This window comes from Pseudomonas sp. E1MeOHC2, from assembly GCF_058745025.1.
Window position 1 is genome coordinate 1813265 of record NZ_CP196675.1, and the last position, 18498, is coordinate 1831762.

The window sequence follows — 18498 nt, forward strand, 5'->3', positions numbered from 1 at the left end:
CTATCAGGCGTTGCCTGGCTCGCTATCACCGTGTTCGGAATCGGACGGGCTTGGCAGGCGAACCGGACGCGCAGGAACCACGGTCGAAATGGCGTGCTTGTACACCATCTGGCTGACGGTGTTCTTCAGCAGCACAACGAACTGGTCAAAGGATTCGATCGAGCCCTGCAGCTTGATCCCGTTAACCAGGTAGATGGAAACCGGAACCTTTTCTTTTCTCAAAGTGTTCAAGTAAGGGTCTTGTAGCGAATGCCCTTTTGACATATGCCGCACTCCTGTAAGGATAAATAATAGAAAATCAAGAAAATCGATAAATTAGGCCGCCCCTTCGCAAGAATAGACGGCAATTAGCAGGGACTCAGCTCAATATGGAGACGCTTCCCAGGTATTTCAAGGTGCGGGACAGATTGTCGCAGGCCAGGCTATCGAGCCAGTGCACGTCGGACCAACCGCGCAACCAGGTGAACTGCCGCTTGGCCAGCTGGCGAGTGGCAATGATACCGCGTTCTTGCATCTCATTCTCACTTAGCTTGCCATCGAGGTAGTCCCAGACTTGCCTGTACCCCACTGCCCGTATAGACGGCAACCCGGCGTGCAAGTCACTTCTGGCTCGCAGCGATCGGACCTCGTCGATGAAGCCCTGTTCCAGCATCTGCGAAAATCGTAACGCAATTCGCTGATGCAAAATGTGACGATCTGTAGGAGCGATCGCCAAACTCGCGACAGTATAGGGCAAATGTCCGTCAGCGCCTGCGTCTGCGCCGCGACTTTCCGCGAATTGACGCTGGCGATGAGCCGTCATGCTTTCGCCGCTCACCCGGTAAACCTCAAGCGCGCGGATCACCCGCTGCGGGTCATTCGGATGGATGCGCGCCGCCGACTCCGGGTCCACTTCAGCCAGCTGACGGTGCAGCTCGGCCAGGCCCAGCTCACGTGCCACAGCTTCCAGTTCGGCACGCACGGTGGCATCTGCCGCCGGCATATCCGCCAGGCCATCGATCAAGGCCTTGTAATAAAGCATGGTGCCGCCGACCAGCAGCGGGATCTTGCCGCGTGCGGTGATTTCAGCCATGGCCTGCAAGGCATCGGTGCAAAAATGCGCCGCGGAGTAGCTTTCGGCCGGGTCGAGAATGTCGATCAGCCGGTGCGGGTGCGCTGCCAACAGTTCTTTGGAAGGCTTGGCGGTACCGATGTCCATGCCACGGTAGACCAGCGCCGAATCGACGCTGATCAGCTCACAGGGCAGGACCTTGGTCAGCTCGATGGCAAGGTCAGTCTTGCCGGCCGCCGTCGGGCCCATCAGGAATATTGCTGGGGGCTTGCCGCTCATGTCATCGACCGCGCAGGAAAAGTTTGTCCAGGTCGTCCAGGCCCATCTGGGTCCAGGTCGGTCGGCCATGGTTGCACTGGCCGCTGCGCTCGGTGTTTTCCATATCGCGCAGCAGTGCGTTCATCTCGGGGATGGCCAGGCGCCGGTTGGCGCGCACGGCGCCGTGGCAGGCCATGGTGCCGAGCAGTTCGTTGAGGTGCGCCTGAATGCGGTCGCTGGTGCCGTATTCCATCAGGTCGGCGAGTACATCCTGCACCAGTCGGTTGGCCTCGGCCTGTTTGAGCAACGCCGGGATCTGTCGGATCGCCAGGGTCTCGGGGCCCAGGCGCTGCAGCTCGAAGCCCAGGCGCTGGAACCATTGCGCGTGCTCTTCGGCGCAGTCGGCTTCGCGCTGGCTCAAGGCCAGCGACTCAGGCACCAACAGCGGCTGACCGCTCAGGCCTTCGCTGGCCATGGCCACCTTGAGCCGCTCGTACATAATCCGCTCGTGCGCGGCATGCATGTCCACCAGCACCAGGCCGACAGCATTCTCGGCCAGAATGTAGATGCCTTTGAGCTGAGCCAGGGCATAGCCCAGCGGCGGAATGTCACCCTGGCTTTCGGGCAGCGACGAGGGTGCACCGGCACCGTCGTTCAGCGGCTTGTAGAACTCGCGATAGACCGCCTGAGTCTCGGCTGCCGGCAACGGCTGGGACGCACGCGGGCTGTATTGGGACTGATAGCCCGAGCCACTGCCGCCATTGGAAATCGAAAACTGCGGTGCCCGAGGCTGTTCGAGCACCGGCGAGGCCAAGCGCATCTCACCCTGCGGGCCAAACTCACCGGCTTGCTGGCCACTGGGGCGGACGATTTCGGCAGCCGCGGCAGGCGCGGCCAACTGGTCCTCGGGGCGCACGTCGGCGAGGGCACGGTGCAAGGTGCCATAAAGGAAGTCGTGCACCGAACGCCCTTCGCGGAAGCGCACTTCGTGCTTGGTCGGGTGCACGTTGACGTCGACGCCGTTGGGCTCAAGTTCGAGGAACAGCACAAAAGTCGGATGCCGACCGTTGAACAGCACGTCCCGGTAGGCCTGGCGCACGGCGTGGGCGACCAGCTTGTCGCGCACCGCCCGGCCGTTGACGAAGAAGTACTGCAGGTCCGCCTGGCTGCGCGAGAAGGTTGGCAGACCCACCCAGCCCCACAGGCGCAGGCCGTTGCGCTCGACATCGATGGGCAGCGCCTGCTCCATGAAACCCGGGCCGCAGATGGCGCCAACCCGTCGCGCACGCGCGGTTTCATCATGGGCCTCATGCAGGCTGAGGACGCTCTTGCCGTTGTGGCGCAGGTGGAAGGCGACATCGAAGCGGGCCAGGGCCAGGCGACGGATGACTTCCTGCAGGTGATCGAATTCGGTCTTCTCGGCCTTGAGGAACTTGCGCCGAGCCGGGGTGTTGAAGAACAGGTCACGCACTTCGACCGAGGTCCCGACCGGGTGCGCGGCGGGTTGCACGCGCGGGGTCATGTCGCGGCCTTCGGTCTCGACCTGCCAGGCTTCGCTGCCATCGGCCGTGCGCGACGTCAGGGTCAGGCGCGCTACCGAACTGATCGAGGCCAGGGCCTCGCCCCGGAACCCCAAGCTCAGCACGCCTTCGAGGTCTTCCAGTTCGCGGATCTTGCTGGTGGCGTGACGGGCCAGGGCCAGCGGCAGGTCATCGGCGGAAATCCCGCCGCCATCGTCGCGCACCCGCAGCAACTTGACCCCGCCCTGCTCGACGTCGACGTCGATGCGCCGGGCGCCGGAGTCGAGGCTGTTTTCCAGCAGCTCCTTGGCCACGGAAGCCGGGCGCTCGACCACCTCACCGGCGGCAATCTGGTTAGCCAGCCGCGGGCTGAGCAGCTGGATGCGCGAACCACCACTCATTGCTGTGAAGCCAGGGTGGTGGCCGGTACATCCAGACGCTGGCCGACTTTCAGCTCATCGGTCTTGAGGCTGTTGGTGCTGCGCAGGCTGGCCACGCTGACCTGATAGCGAACCGCAAGCATGGCCAGGGTTTCACCCGGGCGCACCGTGTGCTCACGTGGGCCGGCAGCGATCTTGCCGGTGTCGCGCAACCAGGCGATATACGTGCCTGGTGGTGGATTTTGCTGGAAGAACTGACGCACGCCGGTATGGATCGAACGAGCCAGGGCCTGCTGATGGCTGCGGGTGGCCAGTTTGGCTGCTTCGTTGGCGTTGGAGATAAACCCGGTTTCAACGAGGATCGACGGAATATCTGGCGACTTGAGCACCATGAAACCTGCTTGCTCCACACGCTGTTTGTGCAGGGAAGTGATGCGCCCCATGTTGCCCAGCACCTTCTGCCCCACATTAAGGCTGGAGCTGAGGGTGGCGGTCATCGACAGGTCGAGCAACACGCCAGCCAGCATGCGGTCCTTGTCGTCGAGGCTGACGTTGCCGGCGCCGCCGATCAGGTCGGAGCGGTTTTCCGTGTCGGCCAGCCAGCGCGCGGTCTCGGACGTCGCACCACGGTCGGACAGGGCAAATACCGAGGCACCAAAGGCGGCCTTGGACGGCGCGGCGTCGGCGTGGATCGAGACGAACAGGTCGGCGCCCTTCTTGCGGGCAATTTCGGTGCGTTTGCGCAACGGGATGAAGTAGTCACCGGTACGGGTCAGCTCGGCGCGAAAGCCCCTCTCGCTGTTGATCTGGCGCTGCAGTTCCTGGGCGATCTGCAACACGACGTCTTTTTCGTGCTGGCCGCGGGAGCCGGAGGCGCCCGGGTCTTCACCGCCGTGACCGGCGTCGATTGCGACCACGATGTCACGTTTGCCGCTAGGCACCGGTGGCAGCTTGATGGCCGGCTGGGCCGGGCTCACCGGCACCGCAGGCGTGGTCACCGGCGTTTGCACTGGGGTCGGGGGCGGAGGCGGCGTAGTGGCAGCGACGGCATCGGCTTCCTGGTCGTACAGGTCGACCACCAGGCGGTTGCCGTACTGGGCGTTGGGGGCCAGGGTGAAACTCTTGGGCGTGACCGACTTTTTCAGGTCGACCACCACCCGCAGGTCGGTAGGCGTACGCTGGGCCGACCGCACACTGCTGATCGGCGTATTCGACGTGGCCACGTTCAACGGCGCGGCCAGGGTGGCGCCATTGATGTCGATAACCAGGCGATCCGGTGCGCTGAGGGTGAAGACGCTGTGCTGCACGGGGCCAGACAGGTCGAAGACCAGCCGCGTGTTGTCTGGCGCGCGCCACAGGCGCATGCTCTTGACTTGAGTGACGGCCAGAGCGTCAACGGTCACCGTTGTCAGCAGCAGCCCAACGATGGCGACCAGTGCGCGTATGCGCATACCTACCCCACTTACTGTTTTTAGTGTTTGCCCAGTGCCACGCACCAAGCCTCGCCGCGAGCCCCCTGCGGCGAAAGGTTCAGCGAGCGTCCGCTCGCTTGGGGGCTTATGGTAATGGTCAGGTCAGGCTTTGGCAAAACGCCCGCGCCCTTTTGTGGCCACTCGAACAGGCACAGCGCATCGCCCTCGAAGTAGTCACGTATGCCCATGTACTCCAGCTCCTCCGGATCGACCAGGCGGTACAGGTCGAAATGGAAAGCGCGCACCTCACCAATCTCGTACGGTTCGACCACGGTGAAGGTCGGGCTCTTGACTGCACCAGTATGGCCCAAGCCACGGATCAGGCCACGCGAGAGCGTGGTCTTGCCCGCCCCCAGGTCACCTTCGAGAAAAATCACGCCATGACCGCCGGTCACTTCGGCAAGCCGCGCACCAAACGCGACCATGGCCGCTTCATCGGCCAGAAACAGGTTTAAGCCAGACACGCAGAATGCTCCTCCAACAACTCACGAATGACCGGCGCCAGATCACTGGCTGCCAGGCCTCTACCCTTGACGCCCAGGCGCTCGCCCGCACAGGCATGCAACCAGACCCCCAGACCTGCGGCATGCCAGGCTTCCAGCCCTTGAGCCAGCAGCGCCGCCAGCACACCGGTCAGGACGTCGCCAAGGCCCGCACCGGCCATTGCCGGATGACCACGATCACACCGCGCCAGCTGCCCGCTCGGGTCGGCCACCAGGGTACCGGCGCCCTTGAGCACGCAGACGCTGGCATAGCGGCGGGCCAGCTTGCGCGCAGCACCTGGGCGGTCTGCCTGCACGGCCTCGGTGGAAACCCCCAGCAAACGCGCCGCTTCCCCCGGGTGCGGGGTCAGGATGCTGCCACTGGGCAGGGCCAGGGGCGTGCGCGCCAGCAGGTTCAGGGCATCGGCATCCCAAACTTGCGGGCGCTCGGCGTTAGCCACTGCCGACAACAGGCTACGGCCCCACGCCGCCTGCCCCAGCCCTGGGCCGACCACTAGTACCGAGGCGCGCTCCAGCACGCCCATCAACTGATTGGCCGAACTCACACCCAGGCACATGGTTTCCGGCAGGCGGGCCAGGCTCGCACCAACGTGTTCCGGCCGCGTCGCCACACTGACCAGCCCGGCGCCACAACGCAGCGCCGCTTCGGCGCTGAGCAGCACCGCGCCGCCGGTGCCGAGGTCGCCGCCGACCACCAGCACATGGCCGAAGTCACCTTTATGGGCATGCGCATGCCTTGCCGGCAGCTGCGCGACGGTCACGCTGCTGAGCAGTTGTGGGGCATGGGTGGTGTGTTTGGTCTGGGGCATGGGGTCAAAGGCTCCAATGTCTGGCAGAATTATACGCACCTGAGCCCGTATTGCCTGCCCATCCATGTCTGCTTGCACACTTGACCTCGCCGCCCTGGCCCAATCGATCAAGAATTGGGGCCAAGAACTCGGTTTTGCCCATGTCGGCATCGCCGGTGTGGACCTTGGCGAGCACGAAAAGCACCTGCAGCGCTGGCTTGACGCCGGCTACCAGGGCGAGATGGAATACCTGGCCGCTCACGACGGCAAACGCGCGCACCCTGACCAGTTGATCCCCGGCACGGTACGGGTGGTCTCGCTCCGCATGGACTACTTGCCCGGCGACACGCAGATGGCGCAACGCCTGGCCCAGCCGGAAAAAGCCTACGTTTCACGCTATGCCTTGGGCCGCGACTACCACAAGCTGGTGCGCAAACGCGTGCAGCACCTGGCCGATCGCATCCAGGAAGACATTGGCCCATTCGGTTACCGGGCCTTCGTCGACAGCGCCCCGGTGCTGGAAAAGGCGATTGCCGAGCAGGCCGGGCTGGGTTGGATCGGCAAGAATACCCTGCTGCTCAACCGCAAGGCGGGTAGCTACTTTTTCCTTGCCGAGCTGTTCGTCGACCTGCCGTTGCCGGTGGACGAAGCCCATACCAGCGAGCATTGCGGGCGTTGCCAGGCATGCCTGGACATCTGCCCGACCCAGGCCTTTGTCGGGCCCTATGTGCTGGATGCCCGGCGCTGCATTTCCTACCTGACCATCGAACTGAAGGGCGCGATTCCCGTCGAGTTGCGCTCGATGATGGGCAACCGGGTGTTTGGATGCGACGACTGCCAGATCGTATGCCCGTGGAACCGTTTTGCCCGGCCCACGCAGGAAAATGACTTCCAGCCGCGGCATGGATTGGAAAATGCCGAGCTTGCCGAGATGTTCTTGTGGGACGAGAAGACTTTCCTGCGCAAGACCGAGGGCGGGCCTTTGCGGCGCGCGGGTTATGAGCGCTGGTTGCGTAACCTGGCAGTGGGGTTGGGCAATGCGCCTTCGACGATTCCGGTGATCGAGGCCCTGAAGGCACGGCGCGAGGACGCCTCGGAGCTGGTGCACGAGCATGTGGCGTGGGCGCTGGAGCGGCACGGGCAGGCATAGGTAGCGTTGAGTTCGCCGGGCGGTTTTCAGCGCCTGCGAGATCAAGCGCCGCCCGCGCGGCGCTCGATCTCATAAGCGCAAAAAGGCTTGGGCGAACACTCACTGCTGGTCGTTGTAGTGGAACTTAGGCATTTCCCAATGGAACCGAATCGCCAGCAACCGCAGCAGGAACCCACCAAACAAGGTCAGCAACATGGCTTGCTCCGCCGGCAGCTGGAAGTGCACACAGCCCAGATAGAACCATGCCGCCGCGAACGACACGCTGGCATACAGCTCGCGGCGGAACACCAGCGGGATGTCGTTACAGAAGATATCGCGCAAGATCCCACCAAATACACCGGTGATCACTCCGCTGATCGACGCCACCAGCATGCCCTGCCCCATTTCCAGCGCCGTCATGCAACCGATCAAGGTAAACGCCACCAACCCGAGGGCGTCGAGCACCAGGAACATCGAGCGCAGTCGGCGCATCATGGGCGCGATGAAAATCGTCAGCAGTGCCGCGCAACTGGTCAGCACCAGGTACTCCGGGTGTTTCACCCAGGTCAGCGGGTAGTGCCCAAGCAGCACGTCGCGCACCGAGCCGCCACCCAGGGCGGTGACGCAGGCAATCAACACCACGCCGAACCAGTCCATGCCGCGCCGGCCAGCAGACAATGCGCCGGTCATGGCTTCAGCGGTGATGGCGATGAGGTAGAGCATCAACAACATGGTGCGAGTCCGTGCGAGAAAGGCGCGCAGTCTAACCAGTTGCCCAGGGCACCAAAAGAGGGCGCAGACACAATATCTGCGCCCTCCCGGTTCACACCTTGATGAAGTGCTCGCGGTAATGGCGCAGCTCGGCGATCGACTCACGGATATCGTCCAGCGCCAGGTGGGTCCCACCCTTCTTGAAACTGTCGCGCACATTCGGCGCCCAGCGTGCAGCCAGCTCCTTGAGGGTCGAGACGTCGAGGTTGCGGTAGTGGAAGTAGTTTTCCAGGTTACGCATGTGGCGATACAGGAAACGGCGGTCCTGGCAGATGCTGTTGCCACAGATGGGCGACTTGCCTTTCGGCACCCACTGTTCGAGGAAGGCGATGGTCTGCGCCTCGGCCTCAGCCATGCTGACCTTGCTCTCGCGCACACGCTGAGTCAGCCCCGAGCCCCCATGGGTACGGGTATTCCATTCGTCCATGCGCGCCAGCACTTCGTCACTGTGGTGAATAGCGATCACCGGGCCTTCGGCCAGGGTGTTCAGATCGCTGTCGGTGACAATCGTGGCCATCTCGATGATGACGTCGCTGTCCGGATCCAGGCCGGTCATTTCCAGGTCGATCCAGATCAGGTTCTGTGGGTTGTGCATGCAGGGGCTCCTCGTATAGGCCGTCATAGTAGCCTAGCGGGGGCGGCTGGCGCATGCGCGGCGCAAAGGTAAGCAGAATGGTCGGCCGCCCGGCATGCTAAACTGCCTGCCGTTTTCAATCTGTCCCAGCACGGAATCTTCATGGCCAAACGCCAGCTCAATCGTCGCCAGAACTGGCGTATCGAAAAAATCCAGAACGAGCGCGCCGCTCGCGCCGCCAAACGCGAGCAGCACACGCTGCAGGAGCTGGAAGGTGGCGACCTGGGGCCAGAGCAACTGGGCCTGGTGATCGCGCACTTTGGCGTGCAGGTCGAGGTCGAGGCCCAGGACGGCGATACAGCTGGGCAGGTCTTCCGCTGCCACCTGCGGGCCAACCTGCCTGCGCTGGTCACTGGCGACCGCGTGGTCTGGCGGGCGGGTAACCAGGGCATCGGCGTAATCGTCGCGCAGATGCCGCGCAGTACCGAGCTCTGCCGGCCCAACAACCACGGCCAGCTCAAGCCGGTGGCGGCCAACGTCGACCTGATCGTGATCGTCTTCGCGCCAGCGCCCGAACCCCATCCGAACCTGATCGACCGCTACCTGGTAGCCGCCGAGCATGCCGGTATCCGCCCGCTGCTGCTGCTGAACAAGGCTGACCTGATCAACGACGAGAACGGCCCGGCCCTGCATGCGCTGCTCGAAGTCTATCGCGACCTCGGCTACCCATTGCTGGAGGTCTCGGCCCACCAGGGTGATGGCATGCAACGCCTGCAGCAGATGCTGGACGGGCACATCAGCGTGTTCGTCGGCCAGTCAGGTGTGGGCAAGTCGTCCCTGGTCAACAGCCTGCTGCCGGCCGCCGACACCCGTGTCGGTGACCTTTCCGAATGGTCCGGCCAGGGCACGCACACCACCACCACCGCACGCCTGTACCACTTCCCCAACGGTGGCGACCTGATCGACTCGCCGGGTATTCGCGAATTCGGCCTGGGCCATGTCAGCCGTGATGACGTGGAAGGTGGTTTCATCGAGTTCCGCGACCTGTTCGGCACCTGCCGCTTCCGCGACTGCAAACACGACCGCGAGCCGGGCTGCGCGCTGCTCAAGGCGCTGGACGATGGCCGCATCAAGCAGCAGCGCATGAACAGCTACCGCTCGATCATCGCCAGCCTGCCGGAAGACAGCTACTAGGCCAGCTGACTTGTAGGAATTATTACCGGGGCACGTAGGATCGCTCCGGTTTTCCAGTCGTCTATTGCCCCTTCTTCTGCTTTCGCTGATGGTCATGGCTTCTATCAGAGAGGCCAACCGCCATGCCGGTTTTTATCAGCTACCGCCACGAAGAGCGGCTCGACGCGTTCATCCTCAATGAGCGCCTGCTGCTCGAAGGCATACCGACCCAACTGGTGCAGTTCGACAGCGATGGGCAGACCCGCGATGACCTCCATGGCAGTTTCTGCCAGCAGATGAGCGACGCGACTCACTGGGTCGGGGTATTGCCCGTCGGCGCCGCCGAAGACTGGTGGACCGCATGGCTGCTGGGGGCTGCGGCAATGGCCTGCCGCCGGGTGAGCTTCTATTGCAAAGGGCCAGAACCCCTACCGGAATGCCTGGGCAGGTGGCCGACCATGCGTGAGCGGGCGCATATCGACCTGTTCGTACGTGCTTATCACGACGAGCGCACGTTCGAACGGGCCATGCCACTGCCGCCTGGGCGAGGGCTGGGTGCCGACCGGGATAACGCCGATTTCTTTCATGCCGATCTCAAGGCCAAGATCCGCCGGGGGTTTTGAATGCAGGGGGCAGCGTTGCCGCCCCCATCAATCACTGCTCTTTGGCTTCGTCCATCTTCAGCGTCCCATCCTCGAAGATGTTCAGCTTCTGGCGCAGCTCTCGCGGCTGCATCGGCGCCTGCTCAGCCTCTGGCACCGCCGGGGCCGAAGCCCCCGGCGCGGTCTCGGCTGGAGGTGCAGGCGCGGCCGGTGGCGTTTCCGGCGCGGCCTGCTCACCCTCGATGTCACGCTGGGCCTTCTTGGTCAGCACGATGATGTCGATGCGCCGGTTGACCGGGTTCAGCGGGTCCTTGCGATCGAACAACGACGACGACGCGTAACCCACCACCCGGGCCACCTGCTCCTCCGGATAGCCACCGGTTACCAGCGCGCGCCGCGCCGCGTTGGCACGGTTGGCCGACAACTCCCAGTTGCCGAACTCACCGGTGCCGGCGAACGGCTTGGCATCGGTGTGGCCGCTGACGCTGATCTTGTTCGGCACCGCCTTGATGGTGTCTGCCATGGCCAGCAGGATGTCTTCGAAATACGGCTGCAGACGCGCGCTGCCGAGGTCGAACATTGGCCGGTTCTCGGCATCCATGATCTGGATACGCAAGCCGTCCTGGGTGATCTCGAACAGGATCTGGTCCTTGAACTTCTGCAACTGCGGGTTTTCTTCGACCTTGTTCTGCAGCTCCTGCAGCAACAGCTCAAGGCGCTCGCGCTCGACCTGCTCGGCCATGGTCTCGACCTGGTCCTTGTTCAGCTGAACCGTGGATTCCTGCGTCGGTTCGGTCCTCACCTCAGGGTTGATGGTCTTATCCGGCGCCATCTCGGGCGAGCCACCCAGGTCGATGACGTAGGGTGTGCCGCTCTCGGAAAACCCGATAGGGTCCTGGAAGTAGCCGGCAATGGCGATTTTCTGCTCAGGGGTGGCTGTGGATAACAGCCACAGCACCAGGAAAAACGCCATCATCGCCGTGGCGAAGTCGGCAAAGGCGATTTTCCAGGCGCCGCCATGGTGGCCGCCGCCGAAGCGCTTGACGCGCTTGATGATTATCGGCTGATTGTTCTCCATGACTCAGCGACCGCGAACCGCTTGTTCCAGCTCGGCAAAACTTGGGCGATGTTTCGGGTAGAGCACCTTGCGCCCGAATTCGACAGCCAGGGATGGCGGCATGCCGGAGGCCGACGCAACCAGCGAGGCTTTGATCGACTCGTACAGGTTGAGCTCTTCTTTGGCATCGTGCTCCAGGCACTTGGCCAAGGGGCCAAAGAAGCCATAGGCCGCCAAGATACCGAAGAAGGTACCGACCAGCGCCGCACCCACGTGCATGCCGATGGCCGCCTGGTCGCCGTCGCCGAGCGACGCCATGGTCACCACAATGCCGAGTACGGCCGCAACGATACCGAAGCCCGGCATGCCGTCGGCAATGCCGGTCACCGCATGGGAGGGGTGTTCGAGCTCCTCCTTCATGCTCAGCAGCTCCATGTCGAACAAGCCTTCGAGCTCGTGCGGTGCCATGTTGCCGGTGGACATGATGCGCAAGTAGTCGCAGACGTACGCGGTCATGCGCTCATCAGCCAGCACGGTGGGGTACTTGGCGAAGATCGGGCTGGCCGCGGCGTCCTCGATATCACTCTCGATGGCCATCATGCCTTCACGACGGCTCTTGTTGAGGATTTCGTACACCAGGCCCAGCACCTCCAGGTAGAAGGCATGGGTAAAGCGCGAGCCGAACATCTTCATCGACTTCTTGATGACGTGCATGGTCATGTGGCCAGGGTTGGCCTGCAGGAATGCACCGAAAGCCGCACCGCCGATGATCAGCACTTCGAACGGCTGGATCAGCGCCGCGATCTTGCCGTGGGAGAGCACGTATCCGCCGAGCACGCTCGCGAATACGACGATGATGCCGATAATTTTAGCCATAGGTTCAAAGCACTTGCTGTCGTGGTCAGGGTGAGAGACGGGAGCTTTAAAACTCTTCTTCTACTTATCGGCAGAACTGCGCCAGACTATAGCCACTCAAAGCGAAAAGCCAGTTCGGACTGATGTCAAAATGCCAATTGAAACCAAGGTGCCCGCTCAGCCGCCACGTACGTTAGAGGCCTGGGTAAAGCTGCTGGAGAGTGTTCGCATACCCGTGCCGAAACAGAGTTACGACCGGGTCCTGGCTGCCATAAATGACAGCCGCCGCTCCCTGCGCGATATCGCCGAACTGATGCAGGATAGCCCGGCACTGGTGCTTTCGGTCATGCGCGAGGCCAATCACCCGGCCAATGCCAGCCAGGCAGAGCCTGCCGAGAGCCTGGAAATCGCCCTTAACCGGCTAGGCCTGACGCGCATCGAACAGTTGCTCAAACGCCTGCCCTCGCTGCCGGCCGACGAGATCCCGCCTGTACTGAGCCAATTCCAACTGATCAGCCAGCACGCCTCGCAGCAGGCCAGCGGCCTGTTCGCCAGCCGACTGGCGCGCTTGTGGCAAGAAATCCACTGGGGCAGCCTGCTGTTCCTCTCCCCGCTCTGGCCGCTGGCCCTGGCCTACCCGAATCTGCTCGATACCTGGGAGTTGCGGGTTATCCACAAGGGTGAGAAGGCCGCCCAGGTGGAACAGGAGTTGTTTGGCGTGCGCATCATGGCGCTGTGCCAGACCATGGCAGAGTACTGGCGCCTGCCCCAGTGGGTGACCCAGGGCTACCGAATGCTGCTGGACGAACGCGACCAATTGGCCCAGGTATTCAACATTGCCCGCGAGCAGGACGTGCTGAGCCAGCAACACCGCCTGGACGAGGAACCCGGCCTGCGTCGCTGGTTCAACCAGCCGGCCAATACCGTGTTACTGGCCAACGACCTGGCCTTGGCAGCCCAGGTAGGCTGGGACAATCCGCACTTGCTGCGCTGGCAACTGTTGACCGCCCTGTACCTGCAGACGTCGCTGGAAGACGTGCAGCAACAGGTTCACCAACAAGCTGCGGCCAGCGCCCGCCGCCATGCGCGCCAGGCACTGTTCCACCCGGCCGAAGCGCTGATCTGGCCCTGGCAGCAACGCCGCCCGCACCCGGGCATGCTGGCGCCACCACCGCCCAATAGCGAAGAGCTGAGCCGCTGGCGCAAGCTGTGCCAGGACCTGCTGGCGCAACCCAGCCCGTTCACCAATACCGTGCACCTGGCCACCCAGGCACGCGAGGCCCTGCTGGCTTGCGGCATGCAACGCATCATGCTGCTGACCCTGGACAAGGCAACCGACTACCTGCGTGTGCAGCAGACCGCCGGCTTGCCCAAGGAAGCGGCGGCCATGGCCCTGCAGGTAGCGCAGAGCAAGTTGCTGCAAAAACTGATGAGCCAGGCCGGGCAACTGCGCCTTACCCCGGACAACCACAGCCAGTTCTCGGCCCTGCTGCCTGCCCCGCTGCGTGCGTTCTTCCGTAGCGAGCACTTGCTGTTGCGCTCGCTGGCAGTCAACGACCAGGTTCTGATGCTGGCGGTGGCCGACCAAAGCGGCAAACCGCTGGCGGATATCAGCGTGCAAGCCTTTGGTAAAACCGCGCAATGCATCGAACGCGCGCTGTCCGTGTTTGCCAACCGCAAGGGCTGAGCCTTGCGCTACAATCGCCCCTCTTTCCACACTGGAGACCGTGGATGACTGACTTTTCCGGCCTGCCCCTGGTGATCGAAGCCGCAGACCTGCTGCCGCGCCTGGATTCGCCACAGCTGATCCTGGTCGACCTGAGCAGCGCCAACCGCTATGTCAGCGGCCATATCCCCGGCGCACGCTTCGTCGAAGGCAAGCGTACCCAGTTGGGCCAGCCACCCGCCCCCGGCTTGCTGCCGGCCCTGGGTGACCTGGAAAAACTGTTCAGTGAACTCGGCCACCGCAACGATGCCGTGTATGTGGTGTATGACGATGAAGGCGGCGGCTGGGCCGGGCGCTTCATCTGGTTGCTCGACGTGATCGGCCACAAGGCCTACCACTACCTCAATGGCGGTATCCAGGCCTGGCCGGCAGACAAGCTCACCACCGAGGTGCCTGCCAGCGGTAACGCGCCGGCGCACCTGCACATCCACGGCGAACCTACTGCCACCCGCGAGTACCTGCAAAGCCGTCTGGGCGCCGATGACCTGGTTATCTGGGACGCACGCGGCCCGCAGGAATTCAGCGGCGAGAAGGTGCTGGCAGCCAAGGGTGGGCACATTCCCGGCGCGATCAACTTCGAGTGGACTGCCGGCATGGACCTCAACGATCACCTGCGCATCCGCCAGGACATCGCCGACGTCCTCAACAACCTGGGCATCACCCCCGACAAGGAAGTGATCACCCACTGCCAGACCCACCGCCGCTCCGGCTTCACCTACCTGGTGGCAAAATCCCTCGGTTACCCACGCGTCAAGGCCTACGCCGGCTCGTGGAGCGAATGGGGCAACCACCCGGACACGCCTGTAGAAGTTTAAGGAACCTGCATGAAATCCCGTTTGTTCATCATCAGCCAGTACCTGCTGCCGCACCACCTGCTGTCGCGGCTGGCCGGCTGCATTGCCGAGTGCCGTGCACGCTGGTTCAAAAATGCCTTCACCGCCTGGTTCGCCAAGCGCTACCAGGTAAACATGTCCGAGGCCCTGGTCGAGGACTTGAGCGCTTACGAGCACTTCAATGCGTTCTTCACCCGTGCCCTGAAGCCCGGCGCCCGTCCGCTGGATGAAACCCCTGGCGCGATTCTGTGCCCGGCCGACGGTGCTGTCAGCCAGCTTGGCCCGATCGAGCACGGCCGCATCTTCCAGGCCAAGGGCCACGGTTTCAGCGCGCAGGAGCTGCTGGGCGGCGACCCGGCCATGGCTGCGCCGTTCATGGGCGGTGAATTTGCCACCATCTACCTGTCGCCAAAGGATTACCACCGTGTGCACATGCCGCTGGCCGGTACTCTGCGCGAAATGGTGTATGTCCCGGGTCGCCTGTTCTCGGTGAACCAGACCACTGCGGAAAACGTCCCCGAGCTGTTTGCCCGTAACGAGCGGGTCGTCTGCCTGTTCGACACTGAGCGCGGGCCGATGGCCGTGGTGCTGGTGGGTGCAATGATCGTTGCCTCGATCGAAACGGTCTGGGCAGGCCTGGTAACGCCGCCCAAGCGTGAGCTGAAGACCTTCCGTTACGACGAAGCCAGCCGTGCGCCGATCCACCTGGAAAAAGGCGCCGAGTTGGGCCGCTTCAAACTGGGTTCGACCGCCATCGTGCTGTTCGGGCCAGAGCAGGTGAAGTGGGCTGAAAGCCTGGGGGCCGGCTCGGCGGTGCGCATGGGCCAGCAACTGGCAGCGCCTGTGCAGGCTTGATTGCCTGATAGATCTTGGGGCTGCAAAGCAGCCCCAAAAGCTCGAATCAACCGCGCGCGTCGCGGTCTCGCAGCCCCAGCAGATACAGCACACCGTCCAGCCCCAGGGTCGAAATCGCCTGTTTGGCCGATTGACGCACCAGCGGCTTGGCACGGAAGGCCACGCCCAGGCCCGCCAGCGACAGCATCGGCAGGTCGTTGGCGCCATCACCCACAGCGATGGTCTGGTCCAGTTGCAGGCCCTCTTCGCTGGCCAGTTGCTGCAGCAGTTCTGCCTTGCGCTGAGCATCGACGATCGGCTCCACGGCCACGCCGGTCACCTTGCCGTCCACCACTTCCAGCTCGTTGGCGAACACGTAGTCGATACCCAGGCGCGCCTGCACCTGGCGGGCGAAGTAAGTGAAGCCACCGGACAGGATCGCAGTCTTGTAACCCAGGCGCTTGAGCTCGGCGAACAGGTTCTCGGCACCTTCGGTCAAGCGCAGCGATGCGCCAATTTCATCCAGCACCCCCACATCCAGGCCCTTGAGCAACGCCATGCGCTCCTTGAAGCTGGCGCGGAAGTCCAGTTCGCCGCGCATCGCCCGCTCGGTGATCGCTGCCACCTGCTCGCCGACGCCCGCGGCCTTGGCCAATTCGTCGATGACTTCGGCCTCGATCAGGGTCGAGTCCATGTCGAACACCGCCAGGCGGCGATTGCGACGGAACAGGTCGTCCTTCTGGAAGGCGATGTCGACACTCAATTCTTCTGCCAGAGCAAAGAAGTCCGCGCGCAGCGCCTGGCCATCGCTCGGCTCGCCGCGCACAGAGATTTCGATGGCTGCCTTGCCGTTCTCGGTGTCAGCATCCAGGCCCACGCGGGCAGACAAGCGCTCGATGCGCTCGATGGTCAGGCCGTACTGGCTGATGACCGCGCTGACCCGTTGCAATTGCTCTGGGGTGATCTTGCGGCTGAGCAGGGTGACGATATGGCGCGCATCGCCGTGACCATCGGCCCAATGCTGGTAATCCGCCTCGGAAATCGGCGTATAGCGGGCCTGCAGATTCAGCTCATGGGCCTTGCTCTGCACGCTTTGCAACAGGCTGGTGGCCACTTCGTTGTCCGGAATATCGACCAGAATGCCGAACGACAAAGTGCCGTGCATGACCGCCAGGCCGATGTCGAGGATGTTCACACCACCCTGCAGCAGGACGCCGGTGATGGCCGCAGTGAGACCTGGACGGTCTTCACCTGTGATGTTGATCAGGACGATTTCGCGCAAGACCGGACTCCGACTTCGATGAAAAATGCGCATTCTACCGATTTTCCGTGACCATCGGGCGCGAACGATACTTTGCCGACAAAACCGGTGTCGCTATACTGCCCCTCACTTTTATGCCATTAAGAGCCGAGCTCTGTGAACCGGCCCACCCCCGTCAAGCCAGACAACTTCTTCCTGATGATCTATCGTGCCCTGAGTCAACGTCGCGTCCCTCTGGCGCTGCGCATCGCCTTCACCAACATTTTCTTGGTGGCGCTGGCGCTGGTCATCTACGCCTGCGTGATGGGCCTGCAGTTCAAGCAGGCCATGCACGAGCAGGCCGACGCCTTGGGCCAGAGCCTGACCACGCAGACGGCCACGTCGGCAACTGAGCTGTTGGTGTCAAACGACATCCTCAGCCTCAACGTGCTGCTGGGCAATCTGGTGAAAAACCCGCTGGTGGCCCATGCGGCCATCTACAGCGTGGACAACCGCATCCTCGCCGAAGCCGGGCAACGCCCACGCAACAGCCTGCTGGGTGAAGCCGAAGGCCTGTACCAGACCAAGATCACCTTCCAGGATGTCACGGCCGGGCAACTGCGCATCAGCCTGGACATGAGCCAGTTCCAGCAGCCGATGCTCATCAGCCTGCAGAGCATGGGCATCCTCGCCGCCATCCTGCTGGCCTTGGCACTGAGCCTGAGCTTGCGCCAGGCCCGCCACATCACCACGCCGCTGCTGCAGCTGCGGGTCTGGCTGCGCGACCCGCACCCTTACACCCCGGCCACTGACCGCCAGGACGAAATCGGCGATATCGCCCGCCAGCTGCATGCTCGCCTGGCCCCGCCGCCACCGCCTGAGCCTGAGCCAGAGCTGGAAGACGAGGACGAAGAAGACACCTTCGACGACCTGCACGAGGCCGCCCCGGTGCCCAAGGCGGCCCCGCGCGCCAAGGTTGTCGCCCAGGTTGACGAAGAAGACGATGAAGCCTTTGCCGGGCTGCTGGACAACGAGGACAGTGCGCCCAAGGCTGTGCCATTCGAGTCTGACGAGCCGCAGAACACTGCTGTGCTGGCCGTGCAGCTCGGCTCTCAGGAGCAACTGCGCCGCCTGCCGCGCACGCGCCTGACCGAGTTGCTGGAACGCTACCGCGACTGCCTGGAGCACGCCGCCTCACTGTATGACGGTGAAACCCACACGCTCAACGACGGCAGCACCCTGGTGCTGTTCCACAGCCGCGACTGTGGCGAGGACTACCTGACCAATGCGATTTGCTGTGGCGAACTGCTGCGCGCGCTTGGCCATGCCCTGCAGATCGAAGTGGCCGACAGCGGCATTACCCTGCAACTGCAGTTGGGCCTGGCCCTGGGCAACGACCTACAAGGGCTGGAGCTGGTCGACCTGCTGATGGCCGAAAAGGCCCAGGATGCCCTGGCACTGTCGCAGCACAGCCGCAACCTGCTGTTGGTGGAGCGCCAGATCAGTGATGACGCACTGATTCGTCAGCGCGCACGGATCCGCCCGATTGCCAGCCCGGAAGGCGCATGCTGTGTGGAGCGGCTGATGGAGCCGTATCCGTCGATGCTGGAGCGCCAGCTGGCGCGGATGCACGAGCGCCGCGCCTGACGTTTGTAGGAGCGGCCTTGCGTCGCGAAAGGGCCGCGCAGCAGATAAAAAAAGCCCGCACATGTGCGGGCTTTTTCGTATCTGA

The 18498-nt window shown here is 63.3% G+C and carries 18 protein-coding genes; 7 read left to right on the top strand and 11 right to left on the bottom strand.

What is annotated here, in order from left to right; translation table 11 throughout:
- Nucleotides 1–3 precede the first annotated feature (3 nt).
- From hfq to ACSSU5_RS08145, 6 genes are all read right to left on the bottom strand, one after another.
- A complete protein-coding gene (hfq, locus tag ACSSU5_RS08120; RefSeq protein WP_003258160.1) occupies nucleotides 4–264 on the bottom strand; it encodes an RNA chaperone Hfq in 261 nt (86 codons plus the stop codon).
- A 94-nt stretch (nucleotides 265–358) separates the two neighbouring features.
- A complete protein-coding gene (gene miaA, locus ACSSU5_RS08125) occupies nucleotides 359–1330 on the bottom strand; it encodes a tRNA (adenosine(37)-N6)-dimethylallyltransferase MiaA (protein ID WP_492560966.1) in 972 nt (323 codons plus the stop codon).
- A 1-nt stretch (nucleotide 1331) separates the two neighbouring features.
- The gene (mutL, locus tag ACSSU5_RS08130) at nucleotides 1332–3230 is read right to left on the bottom strand and encodes a DNA mismatch repair endonuclease MutL (protein ID WP_492560967.1); all 1899 of its coding nucleotides are present in this window, start codon (nucleotides 3228–3230) and stop codon (nucleotides 1332–1334) included.
- Nucleotides 3227–4660 (bottom strand): N-acetylmuramoyl-L-alanine amidase, encoded by a 1434-nt coding sequence (locus ACSSU5_RS08135; protein WP_492560968.1) that lies wholly within the window; start codon nucleotides 4658–4660, stop codon nucleotides 3227–3229. The genes mutL and ACSSU5_RS08135 overlap by 4 nt, the downstream gene beginning before the upstream one ends.
- Before the next feature lie 20 nt (nucleotides 4661–4680).
- Nucleotides 4681–5145, bottom strand: coding sequence for a tRNA (adenosine(37)-N6)-threonylcarbamoyltransferase complex ATPase subunit type 1 TsaE (gene tsaE, locus ACSSU5_RS08140; RefSeq protein ID WP_099430583.1), 465 nt, complete (start codon nucleotides 5143–5145; stop codon nucleotides 4681–4683).
- Nucleotides 5133–5993 carry an NAD(P)H-hydrate dehydratase gene (locus tag ACSSU5_RS08145; protein ID WP_492560969.1) on the bottom strand — a complete coding sequence of 287 codons (861 nt, stop codon included), beginning with the start codon at nucleotides 5991–5993 and terminating at the stop codon, nucleotides 5133–5135. Before ACSSU5_RS08145 ends, tsaE begins: the two co-directional genes overlap by 13 nt.
- Before the next feature lie 64 nt (nucleotides 5994–6057).
- On the opposite strand from ACSSU5_RS08145, the gene queG reads away from it, so the two are divergent.
- Nucleotides 6058–7122, top strand: a complete 1065-nt coding sequence (queG, locus tag ACSSU5_RS08150; protein WP_492560970.1) for a tRNA epoxyqueuosine(34) reductase QueG — start codon at nucleotides 6058–6060, stop codon at nucleotides 7120–7122.
- 99 nt (nucleotides 7123–7221) lie between these two features.
- Here queG and ACSSU5_RS08155 read toward each other — a convergent pair whose 3' ends face one another.
- Nucleotides 7222–7833, bottom strand: coding sequence for a trimeric intracellular cation channel family protein (locus tag ACSSU5_RS08155; RefSeq protein WP_027592524.1), 612 nt, complete (start codon nucleotides 7831–7833; stop codon nucleotides 7222–7224).
- A gap of 91 nt (nucleotides 7834–7924) precedes the next feature.
- On the bottom strand, nucleotides 7925–8467 hold the full coding sequence (gene orn, locus ACSSU5_RS08160) for an oligoribonuclease (RefSeq protein WP_264311354.1): 543 nt from the start codon (nucleotides 8465–8467) through the stop codon (nucleotides 7925–7927).
- 141 nt (nucleotides 8468–8608) lie between these two features.
- Between orn and rsgA the strand changes: the two genes are divergently transcribed.
- Both rsgA and ACSSU5_RS08170 read left to right on the top strand, forming a co-directional pair.
- Nucleotides 8609–9640, top strand: coding sequence for a small ribosomal subunit biogenesis GTPase RsgA (gene rsgA, locus ACSSU5_RS08165; RefSeq protein WP_264311353.1), 1032 nt, complete (start codon nucleotides 8609–8611; stop codon nucleotides 9638–9640).
- Nucleotides 9641–9762: 122 nt separating this feature from the next.
- Nucleotides 9763–10242: a molecular chaperone Tir gene (locus tag ACSSU5_RS08170; protein ID WP_264311352.1), complete on the top strand. Its 480-nt coding sequence runs from the start codon at nucleotides 9763–9765 to the stop codon at nucleotides 10240–10242.
- Nucleotides 10243–10273: 31 nt separating this feature from the next.
- Here ACSSU5_RS08170 and motB read toward each other — a convergent pair whose 3' ends face one another.
- Complete coding sequence (gene motB / locus ACSSU5_RS08175; RefSeq protein ID WP_264311351.1) at nucleotides 10274–11299, bottom strand: flagellar motor protein MotB; 1026 nt, start codon at nucleotides 11297–11299, stop codon at nucleotides 10274–10276.
- 3 nt (nucleotides 11300–11302) lie between these two features.
- Nucleotides 11303–12154: a flagellar motor stator protein MotA gene (motA, locus tag ACSSU5_RS08180; RefSeq protein WP_264311350.1), complete on the bottom strand. Its 852-nt coding sequence runs from the start codon at nucleotides 12152–12154 to the stop codon at nucleotides 11303–11305.
- Nucleotides 12155–12284: 130 nt separating this feature from the next.
- Between motA and ACSSU5_RS08185 the strand changes: the two genes are divergently transcribed.
- From ACSSU5_RS08185 to asd, 3 genes are read left to right on the top strand one after another with little or no spacing between them, the layout of a single operon-like run.
- Nucleotides 12285–13820, top strand: coding sequence for an HDOD domain-containing protein (locus ACSSU5_RS08185; protein WP_492560971.1), 1536 nt, complete (start codon nucleotides 12285–12287; stop codon nucleotides 13818–13820).
- A gap of 44 nt (nucleotides 13821–13864) precedes the next feature.
- Nucleotides 13865–14674 (top strand): rhodanese-like domain-containing protein, encoded by an 810-nt coding sequence (locus ACSSU5_RS08190; protein ID WP_264311348.1) that lies wholly within the window; start codon nucleotides 13865–13867, stop codon nucleotides 14672–14674.
- A 9-nt stretch (nucleotides 14675–14683) separates the two neighbouring features.
- Complete coding sequence (gene asd / locus ACSSU5_RS08195) at nucleotides 14684–15547, top strand: archaetidylserine decarboxylase (RefSeq protein ID WP_264311347.1); 864 nt, start codon at nucleotides 14684–14686, stop codon at nucleotides 15545–15547.
- Nucleotides 15548–15593: 46 nt separating this feature from the next.
- Here the strand turns inward: asd and serB are convergent, their stop codons facing one another.
- On the bottom strand, nucleotides 15594–16808 hold the full coding sequence (gene serB / locus ACSSU5_RS08200) for a phosphoserine phosphatase SerB (RefSeq protein WP_264311346.1): 1215 nt from the start codon (nucleotides 16806–16808) through the stop codon (nucleotides 15594–15596).
- A 135-nt stretch (nucleotides 16809–16943) separates the two neighbouring features.
- Between serB and ACSSU5_RS08205 the strand changes: the two genes are divergently transcribed.
- Nucleotides 16944–18413: a histidine kinase gene (locus tag ACSSU5_RS08205; RefSeq protein WP_492560972.1), complete on the top strand. Its 1470-nt coding sequence runs from the start codon at nucleotides 16944–16946 to the stop codon at nucleotides 18411–18413.
- Nucleotides 18414–18498: the final 85 nt, after the last annotated feature.